Annotated in this window: 26 protein-coding genes; 15 read left to right on the plus strand and 11 right to left on the minus strand. The window is 30.3% G+C overall.

Features of this window, described 5'->3' with window-relative positions:
• The 3 genes from LQ682_RS05720 to LQ682_RS14145 all read left to right on the plus strand — a co-directional run.
• Positions 1–483 (plus strand): IS3 family transposase (locus LQ682_RS05720; protein WP_239724001.1); only part of this gene is annotated, 483 nt, incomplete at its 5' end.
• Positions 484–653: 170 nt separating this feature from the next.
• Entirely contained in the window at positions 654–1,127 is a 474-nt protein-coding gene (locus LQ682_RS05725; protein ID WP_070044924.1) for a GNAT family N-acetyltransferase, read from the plus strand.
• Between the two features lie 78 nt (positions 1,128–1,205).
• Entirely contained in the window at positions 1,206–1,337 is a 132-nt protein-coding gene (locus LQ682_RS14145) for a hypothetical protein (RefSeq protein ID WP_256933706.1), read from the plus strand.
• Between the two features lie 250 nt (positions 1,338–1,587).
• On the opposite strand, the gene LQ682_RS05730 is transcribed toward LQ682_RS14145, so the two are convergent.
• The gene (locus tag LQ682_RS05730) at positions 1,588–2,124 is read right to left on the minus strand and encodes a GNAT family N-acetyltransferase (RefSeq protein ID WP_017000750.1); all 537 of its coding nucleotides are present in this window, start codon (positions 2,122–2,124) and stop codon (positions 1,588–1,590) included.
• Between the two features lie 193 nt (positions 2,125–2,317).
• Here LQ682_RS05730 and LQ682_RS05735 point away from each other — a divergent pair, with 193 nt between their 5' ends.
• Entirely contained in the window at positions 2,318–3,322 is a 1,005-nt protein-coding gene (locus tag LQ682_RS05735) for a LysM peptidoglycan-binding domain-containing protein (protein ID WP_017000749.1), read from the plus strand.
• 65 nt (positions 3,323–3,387) lie between these two features.
• Here the strand turns inward: LQ682_RS05735 and LQ682_RS05740 are convergent, their stop codons facing one another.
• On the minus strand, positions 3,388–3,885 hold the full coding sequence (locus tag LQ682_RS05740; RefSeq protein WP_017000748.1) for a GNAT family N-acetyltransferase: 498 nt from the start codon (positions 3,883–3,885) through the stop codon (positions 3,388–3,390).
• 91 nt (positions 3,886–3,976) lie between these two features.
• Positions 3,977–4,939 carry an arsenic resistance protein gene (locus LQ682_RS05745; RefSeq protein ID WP_147641211.1) on the minus strand — a complete coding sequence of 321 codons (963 nt, stop codon included), beginning with the start codon at positions 4,937–4,939 and terminating at the stop codon, positions 3,977–3,979.
• A gap of 123 nt (positions 4,940–5,062) precedes the next feature.
• Between LQ682_RS05745 and LQ682_RS05750 the strand changes: the two genes are divergently transcribed.
• Together LQ682_RS05750 and LQ682_RS05755 are read left to right on the plus strand one after the other, a co-directional pair.
• Positions 5,063–5,812, plus strand: a complete 750-nt coding sequence (locus LQ682_RS05750; RefSeq protein WP_239724003.1) for a hypothetical protein — start codon at positions 5,063–5,065, stop codon at positions 5,810–5,812.
• A 124-nt stretch (positions 5,813–5,936) separates the two neighbouring features.
• A complete protein-coding gene (locus LQ682_RS05755) occupies positions 5,937–6,488 on the plus strand; it encodes an NADH-quinone oxidoreductase subunit J (protein WP_147641210.1) in 552 nt (183 codons plus the stop codon).
• 32 nt (positions 6,489–6,520) lie between these two features.
• Here LQ682_RS05755 and LQ682_RS05760 read toward each other — a convergent pair whose 3' ends face one another.
• Genes LQ682_RS05760 through LQ682_RS05775 form a run of 4 tightly spaced genes read right to left on the minus strand, consistent with a single transcriptional unit; the run spans position 6,521 to position 10,444 of the window.
• Positions 6,521–7,435 (minus strand): CobW family GTP-binding protein, encoded by a 915-nt coding sequence (locus LQ682_RS05760; protein WP_239703767.1) that lies wholly within the window; start codon positions 7,433–7,435, stop codon positions 6,521–6,523.
• A gap of 13 nt (positions 7,436–7,448) precedes the next feature.
• Positions 7,449–7,985, minus strand: coding sequence for a dCTP deaminase (dcd, locus tag LQ682_RS05765; RefSeq protein ID WP_103268594.1), 537 nt, complete (start codon positions 7,983–7,985; stop codon positions 7,449–7,451).
• 12 nt (positions 7,986–7,997) lie between these two features.
• Positions 7,998–9,329, minus strand: coding sequence for a nucleoside recognition domain-containing protein (locus LQ682_RS05770; protein ID WP_239706435.1), 1,332 nt, complete (start codon positions 9,327–9,329; stop codon positions 7,998–8,000).
• Entirely contained in the window at positions 9,323–10,444 is a 1,122-nt protein-coding gene (locus LQ682_RS05775) for an NAD(P)/FAD-dependent oxidoreductase (protein WP_239706434.1), read from the minus strand. The genes LQ682_RS05770 and LQ682_RS05775 overlap by 7 nt, the downstream gene beginning before the upstream one ends.
• Positions 10,445–10,738: 294 nt before the next feature.
• On the opposite strand from LQ682_RS05775, the gene rpsN reads away from it, so the two are divergent.
• The 4 genes from rpsN (at position 10,739) to LQ682_RS05795 (ending at position 13,573) form a co-directional block, all read left to right on the plus strand.
• Positions 10,739–11,008: a 30S ribosomal protein S14 gene (gene rpsN / locus LQ682_RS05780; protein WP_017000733.1), complete on the plus strand. Its 270-nt coding sequence runs from the start codon at positions 10,739–10,741 to the stop codon at positions 11,006–11,008.
• 49 nt (positions 11,009–11,057) lie between these two features.
• A complete protein-coding gene (locus tag LQ682_RS05785; RefSeq protein ID WP_017000731.1) occupies positions 11,058–12,251 on the plus strand; it encodes a GTP-binding protein in 1,194 nt (397 codons plus the stop codon).
• A gap of 295 nt (positions 12,252–12,546) precedes the next feature.
• Positions 12,547–13,059, plus strand: coding sequence for a GrpB family protein (locus LQ682_RS05790; RefSeq protein ID WP_017000729.1), 513 nt, complete (start codon positions 12,547–12,549; stop codon positions 13,057–13,059).
• A 13-nt stretch (positions 13,060–13,072) separates the two neighbouring features.
• On the plus strand, positions 13,073–13,573 hold the full coding sequence (locus LQ682_RS05795) for a GNAT family N-acetyltransferase (protein ID WP_070044930.1): 501 nt from the start codon (positions 13,073–13,075) through the stop codon (positions 13,571–13,573).
• A gap of 87 nt (positions 13,574–13,660) precedes the next feature.
• Here LQ682_RS05795 and LQ682_RS05800 read toward each other — a convergent pair whose 3' ends face one another.
• Positions 13,661–14,080 (minus strand): YolD-like family protein, encoded by a 420-nt coding sequence (locus LQ682_RS05800; protein WP_017000726.1) that lies wholly within the window; start codon positions 14,078–14,080, stop codon positions 13,661–13,663.
• 182 nt (positions 14,081–14,262) lie between these two features.
• On the opposite strand from LQ682_RS05800, the gene LQ682_RS05805 reads away from it, so the two are divergent.
• Positions 14,263–14,763: a GNAT family N-acetyltransferase gene (locus LQ682_RS05805; protein WP_070044931.1), complete on the plus strand. Its 501-nt coding sequence runs from the start codon at positions 14,263–14,265 to the stop codon at positions 14,761–14,763.
• Here the strand turns inward: LQ682_RS05805 and LQ682_RS05810 are convergent.
• Positions 14,760–15,161: an NUDIX hydrolase gene (locus tag LQ682_RS05810; protein ID WP_017000722.1), complete on the minus strand. Its 402-nt coding sequence runs from the start codon at positions 15,159–15,161 to the stop codon at positions 14,760–14,762. The genes LQ682_RS05805 and LQ682_RS05810 overlap by 4 nt on opposite strands.
• 167 nt (positions 15,162–15,328) lie before the next feature.
• On the opposite strand from LQ682_RS05810, the gene LQ682_RS05815 reads away from it, so the two are divergent.
• Positions 15,329–16,024, plus strand: a complete 696-nt coding sequence (locus LQ682_RS05815) for an MBL fold metallo-hydrolase (RefSeq protein WP_064211751.1) — start codon at positions 15,329–15,331, stop codon at positions 16,022–16,024.
• A 138-nt stretch (positions 16,025–16,162) separates the two neighbouring features.
• On the plus strand, positions 16,163–17,335 hold the full coding sequence (locus LQ682_RS05820; protein ID WP_239724005.1) for a DUF4352 domain-containing protein: 1,173 nt from the start codon (positions 16,163–16,165) through the stop codon (positions 17,333–17,335).
• A 45-nt stretch (positions 17,336–17,380) separates the two neighbouring features.
• Here LQ682_RS05820 and LQ682_RS05825 read toward each other — a convergent pair whose 3' ends face one another.
• The gene (locus LQ682_RS05825) at positions 17,381–18,685 is read right to left on the minus strand and encodes a TrkH family potassium uptake protein (protein ID WP_103268590.1); all 1,305 of its coding nucleotides are present in this window, start codon (positions 18,683–18,685) and stop codon (positions 17,381–17,383) included.
• A 149-nt stretch (positions 18,686–18,834) separates the two neighbouring features.
• Between LQ682_RS05825 and LQ682_RS05830 the strand changes: the two genes are divergently transcribed.
• Entirely contained in the window at positions 18,835–19,767 is a 933-nt protein-coding gene (locus tag LQ682_RS05830) for a nucleoside hydrolase (RefSeq protein ID WP_103268589.1), read from the plus strand.
• Positions 19,768–20,079: 312 nt separating this feature from the next.
• On the opposite strand, the gene LQ682_RS05835 is transcribed toward LQ682_RS05830, so the two are convergent.
• Complete coding sequence (locus tag LQ682_RS05835; protein WP_239724007.1) at positions 20,080–20,298, minus strand: hypothetical protein; 219 nt, start codon at positions 20,296–20,298, stop codon at positions 20,080–20,082.
• 193 nt (positions 20,299–20,491) lie between these two features.
• On the opposite strand from LQ682_RS05835, the gene LQ682_RS05840 reads away from it, so the two are divergent.
• Positions 20,492–21,892, plus strand: a complete 1,401-nt coding sequence (locus LQ682_RS05840; protein ID WP_103268588.1) for an MFS transporter — start codon at positions 20,492–20,494, stop codon at positions 21,890–21,892.
• Positions 21,893–21,957: the final 65 nt, after the last annotated feature.

Here is a 21,957-nt window from a genome sequence, read left to right on the forward strand (position 1 = left end):
TTTAATGAAACTAAGAAAAACAAGAAATGGTTAACTGATGTGACTGAATTTAAATTAAAAAATGGCAATAAAGTATACTTAAGTGCGATTTATGATTTAGGTAGTAAAACTATTTTAAGCTATGAATTGAGTAGTTCAAATAATAACCAATTAGTATTTAACACGCTTGATAAAGCTGTTAAAAAAGTAAAAAATACCAAGGGTATTATATTTCATAGCGATAGAGGGTTTCAATATACTTCTAGAAGTTTCAAGGCAAAATTAAAAGAGCATAAAATGATTCAAAGTATGTCACGTGTAGGCTGTTGTATTGATAATGGACCTATGGAATCAGTATGGGGAATGATGAAAAGTGAAATTTATAAAGGAAATAAGAACTTTTCTTTTATAAATTATGAACAGGCAGTAATAGAATTAGCTAAATATATCCATTTTTATAATACTAATCGAATTACATTAAAAATGGCCAAATCCATAGCTTAGCTATGAATTTGACCAAAAAGACATTTTTATTATTTAGTTGTCTACTTGACAGGGTTAACTTCATATTTTAAACTTTGATAGGTTTTTTATTCCACGTTTCATATATGCTTAAATAGTATTAATATAAAAAAGAGTCATATATTACTTTTAAAGAGCAGGAGTGAGACAACATGAACATAAGAATGTTTGAAACAAAAGATGCTGAAGAAATAAGCGAATTAATTATACATACACTTAGAACAACGAATGTTAAAGATGAGCCTATTGAAGAAATTGAGAAAGTAGTTAGTACGATGACACCAGAAGCTATTATAGAAAGAGCAAGTTTTACTAACTTTTATGTCTTTGAAGAAGAATCTAAAATCGTTGGAACAGGTGCTATTGGACCGTACTGGGATAGTGAAACTGAGAGCAGCTTATTTACAATATTTGTTTCACCAGATTATCAAGGTAAGGGAATAGGAAAGTTAATCATTCAAACATTAGAAAGTGATTTTTACTTTAAACGAGCTGAGCGCATTGAAATACCCGCTTCTATCACTGCCGTACACTTCTATAGAAAATATGGATATGATTATAAAGACGGTATTAAAGAACCAGATGATGAAGGACTTTTAAGACTAGAAAAGTTTAAACACAATTAATATATAGACTAAAAAAGATGGGTATATAATATACATAAGAACTGTAAAAAATTAGGATTTTTTAAGGAGAGATGTTAAATGCAAAGAATGAAGAAGCGAACGATTTTTATGGAAGTGGTATCAGATATTTTATTTGAAATACCAGGTATATTAATGCTTATACCAAGATTTTTTATCTGGGTTGGAAGAGTTATCTCTAAAATATTCTAGTAGTATAATTAATTTGTATACAAAAAATGAAGAGATAAATAAGATATTAATATAAATAAATGTGTAACCTTCTTAATTGTTGGGTATGTACTGATAAAGGTATAAAATAATCCGAAAACAAGGAGTTAAACAATATGCAAAGTATTATCAAACGAATTTTTAGATATATTAGTGTAGCAGTCATAATGAGGTTAATACGTAAATTAATAAATAAAGGTTCTAATAAAAAGGGTAATTAGGTGTAAAACACTTAATTACTCTTTTCCCATTCTTCTCTTAATAATCCCATGCGAATAGAATCATAATAACAACCATTATAATATCTCACTTTTCTTATTTTAGCTTCCATAGTCATACCAAGCTTTTCACCAATTCTTATCATACCTTTATTTCCAGACCATGTTGTATAGCCTACACGTACTATATTTAAAGTGTTAAATAAATGTTCTATCCATATACTCATAACTTTTGTACCTATACCCTTACCCCAAGTATGTGGTTGATGAAGAGTAATACCCATTTCTAGCCATCTAGAAGGTTCGTGTTCCCAGTAGTATGAAACTGTGCCTATCACATCATCATCATATATGACAGCCTTCTTATTAGGCACATTTACCCAAGTATCTCTCAGCTTTAAAAATTCCTCAAATGACATTGTTTCATGTTTGAAATAGGGAGCATCCCATTTTTTCCATTCGGGGTTTTCTTCTTTAAATGCTAAAGACCAAATTATATATAAATCATCTTCTTTAATAGGCCTTATAAATAACTTTTGTGTTGAATTCATAACTTACCTCATTTCTATATCAATATTAAATGTAATTATACAATATAATGTTGTTTCTTGAATATGAGTCATAAAAATAAAAAACAAAATATTTCAAACATGTTAATTAATAATTACAAATATTAATATCCTGTATTAATTAATATTATTTTATCATACAATGTTCAAAGAACTTTAATGAAGGAGGATTATTATGAAGTATAAATTTGGAACGGTATTAATTTTGACATCTGGTTTATTGCTTTCTCAATCTGGTTTGCATGTGAATGCTGAAGAATCTAATGAGGCGAGTAATAGTCAAACTGAAAATACAAGTAAATCAATTAACTTCGAAGAGGCTCAAAAAATGAAGCCGAAAGAACTTACGAATTTACTAACGGATGAAGATTTAGAGTTACATAATAAAGTTGCTGAGCATGGTTCTACTGAAATGAGATCAAAGAAAAGTACGAACGAAGCTTATCAAGATGTAAATAATTACATTGAGAAAAATAACATAAAGCCATCGAATATTACTCAAGATTCTAGAATGGATAGCTTACCAAAATATGATTTTAAATCTGATGAATTTATTGGTGTAGTTATTCATGAAACATCTAATCCTAGTAGTACAATCGATGATGAAATTAATTATATGTATAATAATTATGAGAGTGCATTTGTGCATGCATATGCAGGTAGTAATAAAATAGTACAAACAGCATCAAGTGACTATTTAGCGTGGGGTGCAGGTGCTAAAGCGAATCCTTACTTTTACCAAATAGAATTAGCGCAAGCAAGTACGTTTGATGAATTTGCTAAATCAGTAAATAATCAAGCATATTTAACAGCTGAAATGCTTAAACAAAATGGTTTAAAACCATCATTAGCAGATAATAATGAAGGTACTGGTACTGTAATCAGTCATAATGCCATCAGTGAATATTGGGGTGGAACAGACCACACGGATCCTATCAATTACTTTAGTCAATGGGGATACGATATGGATCAGTTCTATAAACTTGTAGAAAAACATTATAATGGAACGAATGAAACAGATAATGAAGAGACTATAAGTGGTGATACACATAAAGTAGTTTCAGGAGATACATTATATAATATTTCTAAACGAAGCGGTGTAAGTGTAGATAAACTTAAAGAATTAAATGATTTAAGTTCAAATGACTTAACAGTAGGACAAGAATTAAAGTTAAAATAATTAAATAAAGCTAATAAGATTAAACAGCTCTAAACGTAAGAAAACCTTACGTTTAGAGCTGTTTTTTATGAAATATATTCACATTTTAATAAAGCCATTAAAAAAGCGTCTTTATATTTACCTTTAGCATAAAAGTGTTCTCTTAATAGACCTTCTTTTTTAAATCCGTAACTTTCATATATATGTATAGCTTTTTCATTATCTTGGTCTACATATAAATAAACTTTATGCATGTTTAAAATATCAAACGCGTAACTTGTAGCATTATCAAAGGCAAATTTAGCATATCCTTTGCCACCGAATTCTGGTTTAATAATAATTTGAATTTCACAGTTACGGTGAATATAATCAATTTCTACAAGTTCAACAATCCCTACAATCTGTTTATCATCTTCAACTATAAATCTTCTTTCAGATTCATCAAGTAAATGTTTATCAAACAAATACTGAAGCTCAGTTAACGATTCATATGGTTCTTCAAACCAATATGACATGATTGAATATTCATTGTTTAATTCGTGTACAAAAGGTAAGTCATTAGATTCTAATGCTCTAACTCTCAAGATTTCACTCCTAATTATTCATAATATAACTCTATTATTACACGACTTCATTAAATAACAAAATAAAGTTATTAAGATATTAAAAAATAATTTATTTGATGATTTTTTTTATGACGCGTATATAAACTAATTCACCAATTAATTCAACAACTGTTTGTGTCACAATTACTACCGTAACGATAGCAGACCATTCTTTAGGTAACGAAAGAGCTAAAGGTAATACAACTAAAGCATTTCTTGTACTAGAACTGAATGCTAAAGTTCTTTTTAAATCAACAGGTAGTGCAAAAAGTTTTCCTGTAAATGACCCAATGAATGGAGCGATAACCATAAAGCAAATATAAATAGGAATAACTGTAATAACATTATCCAAATCATGAGTTAACGTAGAAATATGAGAGGCAATAACCACGATTAAAACAAGTGCCATAAAAGGAACAGGAAGCCATTCAGTTAAATTCAAACACTTTTTCATTTGGATAGATTTTTGACTCGCTAGTTGTAAAATCAGGACTAAAATAAATGGAATTAAAATTAATAAAACAAACGTTTCAATAAATGGTCCTAATTTTATATATTGAGAGAAGTCTTGTCTTAAAAATAATACAAAATAAACAGGCAACAAGACAAACTGTACAATAAACAATATTGGAGTAGAGATTAGCATGTACTGAGCGTCACCTTTACCTAGTTTAGTGAAGACGATGACATAATCAATGCATGGTGTCAGTAAAACAAGATAAACACCAATTAAAATGGGTATAGATGTCACATTGAAAAGAGACACAAGTATAAAAACAAAAATAGGTATTAAAATAAAATTCGAAACAAGTAGCGCTAAAACATATTTAAAATCTAATAGTTTATCTTTAAGGTTTAAAAACGGTATTTGAGCAAACATGCTAAATAATAATATAGCTAAAAAAAATGAAATAAAAGGCTCAAACAGTTTTTTTAAATCACCAAACGATAAACCTAAAACAGCACCACAAATCAAGAAAATAATATAAATATAAATCTGTTTAACCTCTAAAAATGATTTAATATGCTGCATAAAAATCTCCTTCAAAATATCATTTCAATTATATATAAGTTTACCAAAAATAATGAGAATGTATTATGGTATATTAAAAATGAATAGAATTTGTTAAATCACTTTAAAAAGTCGGTGGTAGATATGAAAAGTATATATATGTTAGATAGTTTAGATACGAATGTAGAAGTTGAAAAATTAGCAAGATATTTTTATAACGAAATTAAAATCTATGTTGAAAAATTAAAAATAGAATATGAATTAAAAGATGAACCAGCACATATTATTTGGACTAGTAAGTATGTAATGGAAAATGTGTTACAAAAAAATATCCCAGCTTATACTAATGAAAAAGGTGTTTTTATAAGTATAGACTTAGATAGCTGGAAAGAATTTTTAACAGAAGCAATCCAAGACGATATGAGTGTTGATACAAAAACATTTTTCAATCATTATTTGAAGAAGGAAATTTTATGTATATTAGGGCATGAAATAACACATCACTGTGATTTTTTCTTGTCTTATTTTGATGATGAAGATGTTTCTTCAGATGATTTATGGTTTGAAGAAGGACTAGTTATGTTCTTACCGAGATTTTATTTTTATACAGAAGAAGAATTTAGCAAAATATATAATCTTGAATTAGAATTATTCAATTATTATAAAGAACGTTATGATGAAAAATATTTAGAGGCTTTCACATATGATTTGTATGAAAATGAAGATACAAATTCAATTATGTTTCATTATTGGAAAAGTTTTTTAGCAATCACTGATTTAGTATTTAATCATTACAACAAAAATATACATCTATTAATTGAAGATTATCATAGTTGGGATAAAGGAGGACGTAATCAAAGGTTGAGTGAATATTTGTATAAAATCAAAAATTGAGATACTTTAAACTCGCTATGAAAACGTGTTCTTTCGGTTTTTGAAACAAAATAAATGACATTTGTTTACATTAGGTCTAATATATACTGATGTAAAAACGAAAAAATCAAGGGAGTAATGAAAAATGGAAAGTTTTATATTTAGCGTTTTAGGAATTATAGTATTAATAGCTTTTTGTGCAGCGATAGGTACAACTGTGGTTAAAGCGATTAAAGATACTAGGTTTAGAGTTCCGTTGCTAAGTACCATTGTATTATTCTTTTTAACTTTAGGTTGTATTGTTGGCGTTGTATCTACTGAGCCAAACCAAGATCGTGATTCAACTTTTAATATGGATGGTAATGTGGCACAAGCTCAAGCTGATCACTTCAATCAAGAGAAAATGAATCATTCTATTGAGATTGATTATGATAAGTTCAATAATGAAACTTATGATCATGATCAATTATTAAAAGTAACGAATGCAAAGGTTAAGAAAATTAGCGAGAATGAAGTAGGGAATAAGGTTGTGGAAGTAGTAAAAGAAAGTGGTAATAGTACAGAATCTTATTTTATTATTGATTACGACCATAAATTGCTAGAAGAAGGTAAAACTTATACGTTTTATGGTAAAGAAGATTTGAAATTTGACGAGAATAGCCAAGTGCATGGTCTAAATGTTTGGAAAGTAGAATAATATAAAATCCAATTTATAAAAAAAGCATCTCATCATTTACTTTGATGAGATGCTTTTTTTATTTCATTAGGGGAAAATACCGCTTCTTTATTCAAATTATCGCCAATCAATATTAAGTAATCATCGATATTAATGTTATATTGTTCTATCCTTAGGTTATCATTTGAAACTTGGATTAAATATTTATTTGGATCGTTTTTAAATGTAATAAAGCCTTTAATTCTATAGATGTTATTAGGTAAATCTTTTAACCATGTTTTAAAACCTTCCATCATAATTGGTTCTGTTAATGGATAATATTTATGGAAAACATGACCATGATGATGTGCGTCGTGTTGTGTAACCTTTAAATCTCGATTAGATTTTGTAAAATGACTAAAATGGATATTTCCAAATGTCGTAGAAAAGATATCCGCTTCTGTATAGTCTTCTTGTATAGATTTCATTGTGTTTATAGCGTCATCTGTATCCATCATGTCGATTTTGTTTAATACAATATCGTGACAATATTTAAGTTGTATATCTATCAGTTGTTGTGTTTGTTCAGTATAAGAAGAAAGGTGTTGATAAGCCGGTAAATCCACAATGCCAATAATTGTTCTTATTGTTGAAAATGGCGCAAGTACCGGTGTTAAGCATGCATCTAATACTTCAAGTGGATGGGCGATGCCGCTACATTCTATAAATACGACATCTGGTTGGTATTCTAAATAAACTTGGTGTAATTGTGTTGCAACATCTTCTTTCATAACACAACATATGCATCCATTTATCATTTCACTTATTGGAACGTCAGATTGAATGAGCTCAGTATCAATGCTACGTTTTCCGAACTCATTCATAATGACTGCTGATTTTTTATTTTCTTGTTGAACATCATTGATTAAACTATTCAACATCGTCGTTTTGCCGCTTCCTAAAAATCCGGTTATAATTACAATTTCCATTTAAAAGCCACCTTTATTTTGGGTCTTTATCCATATAAACTTTACTACCTGTTGTATTCTTTTGTCCTTGATATTTACCATTGTAAGCATGATTGGCAGGAGAACGTGTTTGAGCGAGAACTAATTGACATATACGCTGATTAACATTTATTTCTAATGCAAAATCGTTCGCGTTGAATAACTCTAATGTAATTTGTCCAGCAAATCCTGGATCAACCCATCCTGCGTTTTGTATGAATAAACCAGCTCTTCCTATAGAACTTCTTCCTCCTACAAATCCTGTTATATCATTCGGTAACTCAATATACTCAACAGTAGTTGCTAAGACAAAGGATTTAGCAGGTATGGTGAATTTCTCTGCGTGAATCTCGTTGTACTCTATAGCTGTTGATAAAGGCTGCACACCACTTTTAGGTGTTTTAGGTAAAAGGAAATGATTGCCTAATGTTAAATCGATAGAAGCGGGTTCAATAAACGCTTCATGAAAAGGTGTAATTTTTAATTTTTCTTCGTTGATATATTGCTTTATATCTTGATCCGATAATATCAAGGTTTAATTCCCCTATAATAAATTTAAAATTAATACTGTAATGAAGAAACAAATCGTTGCAGTTACCATCTGTTTGCCAACGATTTTAATGCCTTCTAGCCAACCTAAACTTTTAATTATCATCGTAATTGTTACTGAACAAGCAGAAAAAGTCGAACTAAATAATATAAGTAAGAAAGCACTTTTTAACGAAATAGATTGTAGTATAGCTCCATGATTCATATTAAATAAAAGCATGCCGTCTTTTCTGATCATTGAAAAAAGAATGCCTGTTGACATTTCTTTAGGTACGTTAATTGGTTGTAATATGATATTGAATATATTTGAGACATAAACAAGTATAGGTGTCATAGATAATAAACTTGCTAGGATGCATATTACGAAGAATATAGGTAAAGCTTGAACGAGAAAAGATTTAATTGTATCCATAGATTGAAGCCATATAGCTTTTATAGAAGGCTTTCTTACTTTATCTAATACAAAATAATGTGTAGGTAATATAGACTTTGGAGACCATAGTTTTATATGTATGATTCCACCTATAAAGACAATTAAAATATAAGGCATAAAGAGCCAGGGTGCGTTCATCACACTAAAAAGTGATAAAGTTGCACCAATTTGATAACTGCATGATGAACCGAAACTTATTAAACTAATGCAATTGCTTTTACTACAAGCACTACAATCATGGTTGGCTCTTAATACTGCAGCTGAGTTACAACCGAACCCTTCAATCACTGGTACAATATCGTAACCGGTTAAACCAACTTTAGTCATAATTGGATCGATTGACCATACGATATAAGATTTTAAATGACTTTCACTCACAATGTTTGTAGAAATACTAATGAATATGACAACTGGTAACGCCCAGACGACAGAATAAATGCCAAGGGATAGTAGCCCATAATCACCGAACAATATATCATTTAAAAATTCTGATTGAAAGTGTAGACTGTTAGATGTAAAACTAAGAAAACTTTCCATCCAGTTGTTTTGAACAAAGCTTGAAAGATAAAAAGATATATAAATAGGTAACATAAACATTAAAATAATAAGTAATAATGATGATGTCATATCTTTCAATGTAGGAACTCGACGCAACTTTTCTTTTCTAAGTAATTCTAGTTCTGAAATGATATCTTTAGTTTCAGAACGATTTTCTATGATGTTTTTATGTGATTCATCTAATGTTAAATTTAATTTTTTCTTAATAATAAAGTTTTTGAAAGACATTTTTTGTTCAGTTGTCAGTTTATTTAAATGCTTTACAACAATATAATGTTTTTCATTAGGTATATTAGAAAATGGCCCATCTTTTAAATTGTATTCCACTCTTAACATGAGCAATCAACTTCACAGCAAGAATAATCATCTAAATACATTTGATTATTCTTATAAAATTCAATTGCATCTTCATTTGCTTCTATGCCTTCTCTTTCACAAACAAGGTTAGCTAATACTGAAAAGCGTGTTCTAAATTTATAAATGTAGCAAAGAATGACATCTTGATGTTTAACTGTATCTCCAATTAGGAATATATTTTGATTAATTGTTGATTCATCATCGTCAGTTAATTCATAACTATTCCCGTTATTTTCAAATAGAATATTTGTTAACGGATTATTTTGAACAGGGTTAAAGCCAGTAGCTAAAATTGGTTCATTTGCAACAGTTATACTTCGTGTTTGATTTTCAAACCTTATTGTATATTGATTATTTATGAAATCAATTTCCTCTATAGAATAGTTTGAGTGTAGTTTAATAGGATAACCTTGTTCTACTAACTCAACATAACGCTGATGCGTGTATGGCGAAAGTCTAACGCTTGGGTCAGGATCTTGTTGGTCGTAGCTTGTAGAATTTGTGTATATATCGACTTTCTTACCTAAAAGGGCTAAGTGTATTGCAGCATCGAAGCCACTTTCATTTCCTCCTATTATAGTAGCAGTTTCTCCTTCAACATTTGAAAAATTCTTTATCTCACAGTAATGAACACCATGTTTAAATGGTTTATGTGGAAATGAGAAATTACCTGTTCCTATAAAAATATAATCTGCTTTAAAACCTTTCTTTTCTGTACTTATAGTATATGAATCATTTTGTTCATCAGTTGAAATATCGATGACTTCTGTATGTTCCTTTATATTTAACTCATATATTTGAGTAAGTGCATTTAAATATTGAGCGTATTCAAATCCTGAAATATGTTCCTTTTTAAATGTGAATGCTGGAGAGCTATGTGGTGTAATAGCATTGATGTCTGGTGTACCAAATCCATTTGTGGTAAAAGATGGCGTAATAAATCGAGTAGTATCTGGCCAATTAATGAATGATTCACCAACTTTACCTTTATCTAAAATCATGACATCTTGCAAACCAAGTTCTTTTAGAGCAATAGCCATACCGATTCCAGAAGGGCCGGCACCAATTATTATTGCTTTAAATGTATCTTTCATATTATACACTTCCTAAATCGTAATAACTACGTTTTGTATAATAGTAAAGTATCATCTTTGAAGTAGGTAAGCAAGTTTAAAATTATTGAAATTGAAAGAAATGAAATTTTCTACTTGCAAAAGTTGGAATTATGTTTTATAGTTAAAGCGTAGTCATTACGATTTACCTCCGAGAGATTACGTGGCTACTTCATTTACTTTATTTAATATACGATTTCAAGCCAACTTCTTTGTTGGCTTATTTATTTCATTATTCACATTATGTTCAATAATAATTTAAAAGGAGTTATATACATGGCAAAAAAATCTAAAATAGCAAAAGAACAAAAACGTATTCAAATGGTAGAGAAATATAGAGAAAAAAGAGAAGAATTAAAAGCAAATAAAGACTACGAAGGTTTAAAAAAACTTCCTAGAGACGCATCACCTACGCGTATTACACGTAGATGTCAAGTTACTGGTAGACCTAGAGGTGTATACAGAAAATTTGGTATGTCTAGAATTGCTTTAAGAGAATATGCGCACAAAGGTCAAATTCCTGGCGTGAAAAAATCAAGTTGGTAAGCAACTGTGTGATTTGGGCATAAGCAATTAGAAAGTAGGGGGAAACAAATTGAATAAAATACCTGTAACTGTACTAAGTGGATATTTAGGTTCAGGAAAAACGACGTTATTAAACAACATCTTAAAAAATAGAGAAGGTTTAAAAATAGCGGTCATCGTAAACGATATGAGTGAAATCAATATAGATAAAGATTTAGTCATAGAAGGTGGGGGTATTTCTAGAACTGATGAAAAACTCGTCGAACTTTCTAATGGCTGTATTTGTTGTACATTAAGAGAAGATTTATTAGTAGAAGTACAAAAAATAGCAGAACGTGGAGATGTAGACCAAATTGTAATTGAATCAACAGGTATTTCAGAACCCGTACCAGTTGCTCAAACATTCTCATATATTGACGATGAACTAGGTATCGATTTAACAAGCATTTGTCGATTAGATACTATGGTAACAGTAGTCGATGCGCACCGCTTCATTAACGATATGCGCTCTGAAGATTTATTAACTGATAGAGATCAAGGTGTTAGTGAAGAAGACGAAAGATCAATTTCTGATTTATTAATAGATCAAATTGAATTTTGTGACGTGTTGATTCTAAATAAAACAGACTTAGTGGACAAAAAAGATTTAGATCAACTAGAGAATGTATTAAGAAAATTACAACCAACCGCTAAATTTATAAAAACAAACTTTGCTGATGTACCAATTAAAGAGGTTGTTAACACAGGCTTATTTAATTTTGAAAAGGCGAGTAATTCTGCCGGTTGGATTAAAGAATTGACTGAAGGCGGTCATGCTAGTCATACACCAGAAACTGAAGAATACGGTATTTCATCATTTGCATACAGAAGACGTTTACCTTTCCATGCTGATAGATTTAATAAATGGATGGAAAATATGCAAGGGAATATCATCAGAGCAAAAGGTATTGTATGGTTAGCACAATATAATCACGTAGCTTGTCTATTTTCACAAGCAGGTTCATTCGTTAACATCCATCCAATAACATATTGGGTTGATGCAATGAGTGAAGCACAAAAAAATGAAATACTAAGTGAAAGACCTGAAGTAAAAGCAAATTGGGATCCAGAATATGGAGATAGAGAAACACAATTTGTTATTATCGGCAGTGATTTAGACGTTGATGAAATTACAAAATCATTAGATGAATGTCTCATTAATGCAGATGAAATAGATCAAGACTGGTCACAATTAAAAGATCCATATAGTTGGGTATTACAATAAAACTTATGAAATAGGAAAGAATCCGAGACAAAAGCACGCTCGGGTTCTTTTTTTATGGAATAATTTATTTCTCATACTCTTTTTTTGTACATAATGGTAATATTGGTGGAAATAGATTCATAATGTATAAAAATATCTTCGAAAGAAGTAGTGAAACGTGAAACATATGAAGAAACGAATTTGTCTATTAAAAATTCAAAGTTTATTGAAATAAACAAGTTACTAGATAATTTAAGTTGACCAAATAGAACTAAAGAACTTATTTTATGTTATTTATTAAATAAGGGGTGATCATTTGAAGATTAGGTTAAGTTCATATAAAGAAAGTTGGAAAAGTCTTTATCAAAATGAGTGTAAAAATTTAGAGGGAATTTTAGGAGATTTAATTATTCAGTTTGAGCATTTTGGAAGTACTTCTATTGAAGGGATGAAAGCTAAACCAGTTATCGATATGATGGTTATAGTACGTGATATTCAAAAGGTCGATCAGTTTAACTCATTATTTATAAACTTAGGTTACGAAGTAGCGGGAGAATGGGGTATTAGTGGCAGAAGACTATTAAGAAAAGGCGGAGAAAACAGAACCCATCATATACATATATATGAACAAGGAAATAAAGAAATAGAAAGACATATCATTTTTAGAGATTATTTGAGAGTAAATGAAAAGGTTGCCCAAGAATATAGCCACTACAAAGAAATGTTAGCAAGTAAATACCATGACACACGAGAATACAGTAAAGCTAAAAAAGATTACGTGAGAAATATTGAAAAAGAAGCTTTGATGTGGTTTGACAATCTGAAATAGGAGGCGATTTATATTGAAAATTCGTAAATTAAATAAAACTGATGCCATTGAATTTAGGGAGCTTAGATTATTAGCTTTGCAAACTGATGCCCAAGCTTTTGCTTCTTTGTATGAAGATGAGGTTGAATATCCTTTTAGTAGATTTGAACAACGTTTAGAAAGTACTGATTCTAAATTTACATATGGTGGATTTAGAAATGATGAACTTGTATGTGTTGCAACATTTTATAGAGAAGGTGTTAAAAAGCTACAACATAAAGGGAACATAGTCGCTATGTATTGTAAAGAAAAGGATAGGGGGAGTGGTGTTTCTGAAAGCGTAGTGAAAGAACTTATAAAAGAAGCATCTAGTATAGAAAGATTAAAAGTGATTGATTTAACAGTTTTATCTATGAATGATAGAGCGATTCAATTTTATAAAAAATTAGGTTTTGAAAGATTTGCAACTGAACCGATGGCTATTTATGATGGAAAGCAATATTATGATGAAGATATGATGCGATTTTATTTATAGAAGGTTCGATAAAACAAAATTATCGAACCGTAAAAACCTAAAAACGACAAAAAAGAATCGCTGGTATCTACAGGCGATTCTTTTTCATTATTCTATTCCTAATATACAGTCCATATCTAAGTACATGACTTGTTTATTTTCTTGATTAATAACTTGTAGCATATTAATTTCGGAGTTGAATTTATGTATTTCACATTTCACTTGTTTAATATAGCCATTGTGCCAATATTTAATTTCGCAATTTGGATTATAGAAAATTTTCTCCGCTAATACATGGTTTAAATCAGCTAGCGCGGATTCATCAAGTGTAGGTTTTTCTATCTTTGTTTGATCTTTAATATATTGTGAGATTTCTTCGAATTGCTGTGGCATTGTCGCAAATGGCGCCCATTTAATCATTCCTCTTCCTTGAGGAATTCTCGGATTTAAATATTCTCTTGGAATATTTCTGTAATCTGTCTCATTTTGAAATTCTTCAGGCATATCTGGATTAATTATTTTTACCACATTATCATCTCCAAAAACATTATACTTTTATTATACGAACATATGTTCTGTTTTGTAAAGTGAAATCTTCTTTTAATAAAAGTTGAGTAAATATATAGGAATTAGTTTATATAGATATGTAATTATGTTAAGATAATCCCAATCGTTTAGTCATAAAGCATAGAAATATTAGGAGGATTAGGATGGATTACTATTTAAGAGATTTAAAAGAATCGGATTTAGATGATATTCACGCGTATACTTCACTACCTGAAGTGGCGAAATATCAAACTTGGGATCCGTTAACATATGAAGAGACTGAAGAATTTGTACAAACGTTATTAAATAGAGATGAAGATTGGATGTACAATGTAATAGTAGATGCGGATACGGATAATGTTATAGGTGCTATCCAATTAATAAGTGATAAGAAGAATAATAGTGGAGAAATTGAATTCACTATCCATCCAGAATATTGGAGCAATGGTATTGCAACAGATGTAGCTAGAACTATTGTGAAGTATGGTTTCAAAGTGTTGAAACTGAATAGAATATGGGCTTCAACAGACATAAATAATACCGCTTCAGAAATCGTACTTCAAAAATTAAAAATGAGACATGAAGCGATATTGAGACAAAATATTAAACTTAAAGATGGTTATAGAGATACACTAGTATATAGTATCTTGAAAGATGAATACTAGAACGTAACAAGAAATGGTTCTTTTTCATTCAGACTTAAAGAGATTCTTTCTTTGAAATTTTTCCACGTAACCATTTCCATTGCTTCATCATATGTAAAGAAGCCTACTTCTAAACTTTCGTCACTCGTACATAACTCGCCACCTATGTAGTGTGCTAAAAATAATGTGTTGACAATACCGTCAGTAGTGTTTTGGAAAATACCACAGAATCTGGTGATTTCAATGTGAGCGCCAGATTCTTCTTTTACTTCGCGTATAGCTGCTTCATGCAAAGGTTCACCGATTTCGACTTGACCACCAGGCATCTCCCAACCACGTTTAGGTCCTTTAATTAGTAATATTTCCTGTTCGTCGTTTAATACAATACATGCAGCTGAAACGATATGTTTAGGTATCATGCTAATCCTCCTAAAAATTAAAAAGCCAAAAACCTTTCTAATGTAATTTGTTTCCTTTAAAATAATATTATATATATCATTTTATATAGTAGTAATTGTAATGAGAATCATAATAATTAACAATTTCGAAAAAGACCGTTAGAAAATAAAGGAGCTCTATTATGACTATTCAAATAGAAGAATTAGAAATAAAGTTTAATTATGAAGGGCATGAGCATGCTATATATCCAACGCTCATCGTATTAGAAGAGGCTTTAACACTTGTTGATACTGGGTATCCCGGTTTCTTACCGAAGATAGAAGAAGCTGTTCAAAACTTAGGTTATGATATGAATAATTTACAAAATATCATTATTACTCATTATGATGACGATCATATAGGGGCTCTTAAAGCCTTTAAGGATAAATACCAACATGTAAAAGTAATAAGTAGTTTCATAGAAGCAAAGTATATAAACGGTAGTGAAAAATCTGAAAGACTTACTCAAGCGGAAGAATTATTAAAAAGCATGCCTGAATACGATAAAGAGAAAGGTACACAGTTCATAGAACTACTAGAATCTTTAGATCATGTGGAAGTTGATATAGAAGTTACAGATGGTGCAATCATACTAGAAGAAGAGGTCGAGATTGTGCAAACCCCTGGTCATACAAGTGGACACATTTCTTTATACATACAGTCAGAAGATAGCGTGATAACAGGTGATGCCGCAGTAAAAGAAGGTGAGGAGCTTATAGTAGCAAATCCGGACTATAGCATGAATTTAAAAGAAGCAAAACATTCATTAAAAAAAGTTGTTGATTTAAATGCTTCAAAATATTTTTGTTACCATGGTGGTTTGTTAGTAAAAGAGAAAGAGTAAATAAGTTTAGTGAATTAATTTTAAATTTCAAATTTTAGGGAATGATTATAAAAAGGAAATAAAGTTTGTTTTATTATTTTTATTTAGATAATCCGTGCTATTATAAGATAAATAAAAGATACGATAAGGAGAGAAAAAATGAACAGTTTAATTTTTACGTTTGTATGGATTTTAATATCTATAGCATTTGTCACGATGTTGGTGACGACTATTGTAAAAATTGCGAACAAAAGTAAGTTTGTTGGAGTGTTAATAAGCACTGTAACACTATTTTTCGTAGGGTTAATTTGTTTTGTTTCGATTTTTTTAACGCTGCCGAAAAGTAGTAGTTATTCTGTAGACCAGTTATTTGGCGAGCAACAAACGAAAGATAAAAAGACTGAGACTAAAAAGCTCGAAGACACGCCTGAAAAAGGTCTGAAGGGTTTGGAATTAGGAGATAAAATTAGAGTGAACGGACTTGAAATTACTGTTGTTAAGGCAGAGTTTGTTCAACCTGAAGATCAATATTACTACCCTGAGAATGGTAAAGTATTAAAAGTATATTATAAATTTAAAAATGTAGATAAAAAGCAAATTCTAGTGGATAATTCTGCTTTTGATCTCACGATTGATGGTGAAAGTCAAAATCAATTCTTTGGTATGAATGAAAATACACCTGGATTCCAACATCAGTTAAAAAAAGGTAACACAGAAAATAGTTATTTATATTATGATGTACCAGAAGCGGATAATTATAAAGTAGAAATGAACTTTAAGCCAGAAGATAAGACTTATAAAGCAGACTGGAATATTAAAAATTCAGAAGTAAAAGAAACTGAAAGTAATCAACCGCCAGCAACAGAAGAAGTACCAACTGAACAAATACCATCATCAGAAGAACAATATAATAATAATGCGGTCCAAAATAATGATCAACAGAAAAAATTAGAAGAACAAGAGAAGAAGAGACAAGAAGAGGCAGATAAAAAAGCACAAGAAGAAGAAAAACAAGCTGAAGCGGATAAAAAACGTGAAGAAGAACTAAAGCAAAAAGAAGAAGAGAAAGCTAAAGAAGAAGAGAAAAAGGCTCAAGAAGAGGCAGATAAAAAAGCTGAAGAGCAACAGCGTAAAGAAGAGGAACAAGCACAAGAAGACGCTGAGAAAAAGGCTGAAGAACAGCAACGTCAAGCAGAAGAAAAGGCCAAAGAAGAAGCTGATCGTAAAGCACAAGAAGAAGATAAAAAAGCTCAAGAGGATGCCGAACAAAAAGCTAAAGACAACTCAAGTAACGAAGATAAAGCTGACTCAAAATCTAACGAAGATGAATAATAAAAAGAGAGTCTGGGACAATTATTTATGTCCCAGACTCATTTTTTATAGATGTACTTTGCCATCAGCAAATCGGTAATTAGATGTATCTCGTTGTGTTAGAAGGGCTAATAATGTAATAATGCCTATTTTACCAACAATCATGACGATAATAATTAGTGATTTCGAACATGTGTTGAGGTCAAAAGTAATACCAGTAGACAAACCGACTGTTCCAAATGCAGAAGTTACTTCAAATAATTGCTTATGATATGCAATGTCTGGTTGAAATAGGTTCATAGTTAAACTCACGATTATTACCAAAATAAAGCTGAGTAATGCAATAGATAAAGCTTTTGATATTTGATGAAATTGAATTGTTCTTTTAAAGATATAAGGATACTCATAACTCCTAACATTTTGCCAAAGAAATACTAATATTAAAATAAATGTAGTTACTTTAATACCGCCAGCACTACTTACTGGAGCTGCTCCGATAAACATTAAGAAAATCATAACTGCATATGTAGCTGGTAATAAATGATTTAATTCTATTGTATTAAAACCTGCAGTACGAGTTGAAACAGATTGGAAGTATGAAGTTAATAATTTATCTTTTATTGATAATTTAGATAGACCATGATGGTATTCAAGTAAAAATATAGACAATGTACCAAATAAAATTAGAAAAGCAGTAGCTGTTATCACGATTTTAGTATGTAGGTGCAGTTTGTTAAAACGTTTTTTAACGACAATATCATAAACAACTAATGGTCCTATACCACCTAAAATTATTAAAAAAGATACGACAAAATTAATATATAAATCTGATGAAAAAGACATCAAGTTATTAGAAAATAGTGATATGCCAGCGTTATTAAACGCAGATATAGATGTAAAAAGTGATATGAAAAGTCCTTTTTTTAATCCGAATAATGGTAGAAATTTGATTGATAATAGTAAGAAACCTGCACTTTCCACAATGATTGTATATATAAATAGGTTTCTAAGGATTTTTATAACTCCACCGAATTCATCGAAATTCCAAGTAATCATTAATAATTCTCTGTTTAAGAATGAAATTTTTTTATTAAATAAAATCAAAGAAAACAGAGCTACTGCGACGATACCTAATCCACCAATTTGAATAAGTAGTAAAATAACAATATACCCTAACGTATTGAATTGGCTAGGTATATCTACAGTAGATATACCAGTTACTGTAAAGGCACTTGTGGTTACAAAAAATGCATCAATAAAAGAAATAGTTTTCCTGCCTGTAATAGGTAGAAAGAGCAATAATGAACCAATAAGTGTAGTACTCAGAAATAAACTTAAATAAAAAATGATTAGTTTTATAAATATTTTCATCTTTTCATCTCATATCCTAAAATTTTACATTTAATAATGAGAGTATATATCTTTAGTGATACATAAACAAGTAAATTTAAATAATTGATATAATAAAAATTAATTATTATGTATAATGGTGCTATTGGGAATGAAAGAAGGGTATATAAATGAAGACAGTATATTTTAACCATGACGGTGGCGTGGATGACTTAATTTCGCTATTTTTATTATTACAAATGGAAGATGTAGATTTAATAGGCGTTAGTGCAATCGGAGCGGATTGTTATGTTGAGCCTGCTACGAGCGCTTCTTGCAAAATTATCAATCGTTTTTCAAATCAAAAATTAAATGTTGCACCTTCAAATGAAAGAGGGAAAAATCCATTTCCTAAAGATTGGAGAATGCATGCATTTTATGTAGATGCTATGCCTATTTTAAATGAAGAAATGAATATTCATTCAACAGTTTCAGAAAAAGAAGCATACGAAGATATTATTGAAAAATTAATGAATAGCAAAGAAAAAGTAACAATGTTATTTACAGGTCCTCTTACTGATTTAGCTAAAAGTTTAAAAGTTGAACCTAAAATAGAAGAACGTATAGAAAGATTAGTTTGGATGGGCGGTACGCTTTTAGACAAAGGTAACGTTGAAGAACCAGAACATGATGGAACAGCTGAATGGAATGCTTTTTGGGATCCTGAAGCGGTTAAAGTTGTATTTGATACAGATATTAAAATAGATATGGTAGCATTAGAAAGTACAAATCAAGTACCTCTTACACCAGATGTTCGTAAAAGGTGGGCGAATGAAAGAAACTATGAAGGTGTAGATTTCTTAGGGATATGTTATGCGCTTGTTCCACCACTTACACATTTCGTTACAAATTCAACGTACTTCTTATGGGATGTGTTAACAACTGCTTATGTTGGTAAACCAGAACTTGTACAAAAAGAACAACAAAAACTAGGTGTACTTACTCATGGACCAAGCCAAGGTAGAACATACAAGAGTGAAGAAGGAAGAAACGTTAATATTATTAATGATGTAAATAGAGATGCATTCTTTGATTATATGACTGACTTAGCAAAGAAAATATAAGTTTATTCTAGAACAAATAATATATGCGTTAAAGTTGTGAGAATTTATATAGGAAAAGCCACTCTGTTGAGGATTCAACAGAGTGGCTTTTTAATTAAATGATAGAATTATAGCGATTTTGCGTCGAAGCTGTATGTTTGTTAGTATGTATATTATGCAAATATTGCGATAATTACAAGGTGTAAAAAACCTGTAATGAATGGGCCGTAAGTTTTAAAATCATTTTTTAAAATTATCCCAATAAACCCATCAAAGATATGTGTTAAAGCAACAGCGAGCGCAACACCAGTTAAAAAAGCAGCGCAACACCAGTTAAAAAAGCAGCGCAACACCAGTTAAAAAAGCAGCGCTACCAGTAAATAAGGCGATAATAGATAATAAAAATAAAACTAAACTTCGTGATAAAGCATAAAGTGCGTTTGTTTGAGATTTTTGATTTTGTTTTCTATCAGCGACTGCATTTAATGAAAATCCTAAACTCACAATGGCACTGATTATTGTAACAATTACTAAAAAGTAAAACCCTGACATGTATTCCCTCCTAAAAAATATCTTTATTTCAATATAGAGCTAAATATAGAAAAAGTAAATTTATTAGTACTTCTATAATTATTGGTATGAAAATATTTTAAGAAATATTTTAAATTGAATTTCAAAAATTTTGATTAAAAAATTTTAATAGGTTATATGTTTATATAGAGATAAATGGGGAGTGTATTTAAAAATGAAGTTTAAGAAAGACAACGTCAATGTTGTAGATGCGAGTAAAACGAAGAAAACCGTATTTGCAACAGGTATTGGTAACGCTATTGAGTGGTTTGACTTTGGTCTTTACGCTCAACTAGCGGTTATCATTAGTTCGAATTTCTTCGGGAACATGCCAAAAGAAATACAGTTGGCATCAACCTTTGCAGTTTTTGCTTTTGCTTTTATAGTAAGACCGATTGGAGGAATATTCTTCAGTCACATAGGGGATAAACATGGTCGTAAAGTTGTTCTGTCATCAACCATTATTTTAATGGCATGTTCTACTTTAGTGTTAGGGTTACTTCCAACGCAACATCAAATCGGGATTTGGGCACCAATCTTATTGCTTATTGTTAGAATGGTTCAATCATTCTCAACTGGTGGAGAATACGCTGGTGCGATGACATACATAGCGGAGACATCTCCTGATAAGACAAGAGGAAAATTAGGAAGTGGCCTTGAAATAGGAACATTATCAGGGAATATTTTAGCTGCGGCATTAGTTGGTATTATGTATGCATTACTAAGTGATGAACAAATGGCAGCATGGGGTTGGAGAATTCCATTCATTATTGCGGCACCATTAGGTATTGTAGGGGTTTATTTAAGAAACAATCTAGATGAAAGCCCAGCATACGAATCAACTTTAGAAGAACAAGAAGAACTCGAATATTCTTATAAGGATATCTTCAAAAAATATTGGAGAGATATCATTGTATGTTTCACTGGTGTAGCATTTTTAAACGTTGCAAACTACATGGTATTGTCGTACATACCATCATTCCTAAATGGAACGATTGATTTAGGTGGTACGATGAGTAGTGTATTAAGTACAGTAACAATGGCTGCAATGATACCAGCAGTATTCTTCTTTGGATGGTACAGTGATAAAGTAGGTAATAAAAACACAATATTATTTGGTTTAATAGGTTTCAGTTTATTCTCAGTTGTAGCATTCTGGTTTATGAGTATACCTTCTATACCAATGATTATTATCGGTCTATTTATTATTGCTTTATTCATGTCAACATTTGAAGGAGTTATGCCTTCAGTCTTACCAAGTATATTCCATACGAAAGTAAGATTAAGAACGTTATCGCTCGTTTATAATATAGGTGCAGCGGTATTTGGTGGTTTAACACCATTTATTTTAACAACTTTAGTAGAAACAACTGGTCAAAAAATTGCACCGTCATATTATTTAACTGTTATTAACGTTATAGGACTACTTGTATTTGTGTTTATGTTTAAAACAACATCAAATAAATCGCTTCGTGGATCTTATCCGAACGTTGATAATAAAAAGGATTTACATGAAGTTTTTGAAAATCCGAAAGATGCATTATGGTGGCATGCTGAAGAAAGTGAAAAAAATTAATGATGTCACGTTAAAATAATATATTAAATAAAAATCAGGAGGCGTTCTTTTAAATTGAAGAACGC

Source organism: Mammaliicoccus sp. A-M4 (genome assembly GCF_022386955.1).
GTDB classification, from domain to species: Bacteria; Bacillota; Bacilli; order Staphylococcales; family Staphylococcaceae; genus Mammaliicoccus; species Mammaliicoccus lentus.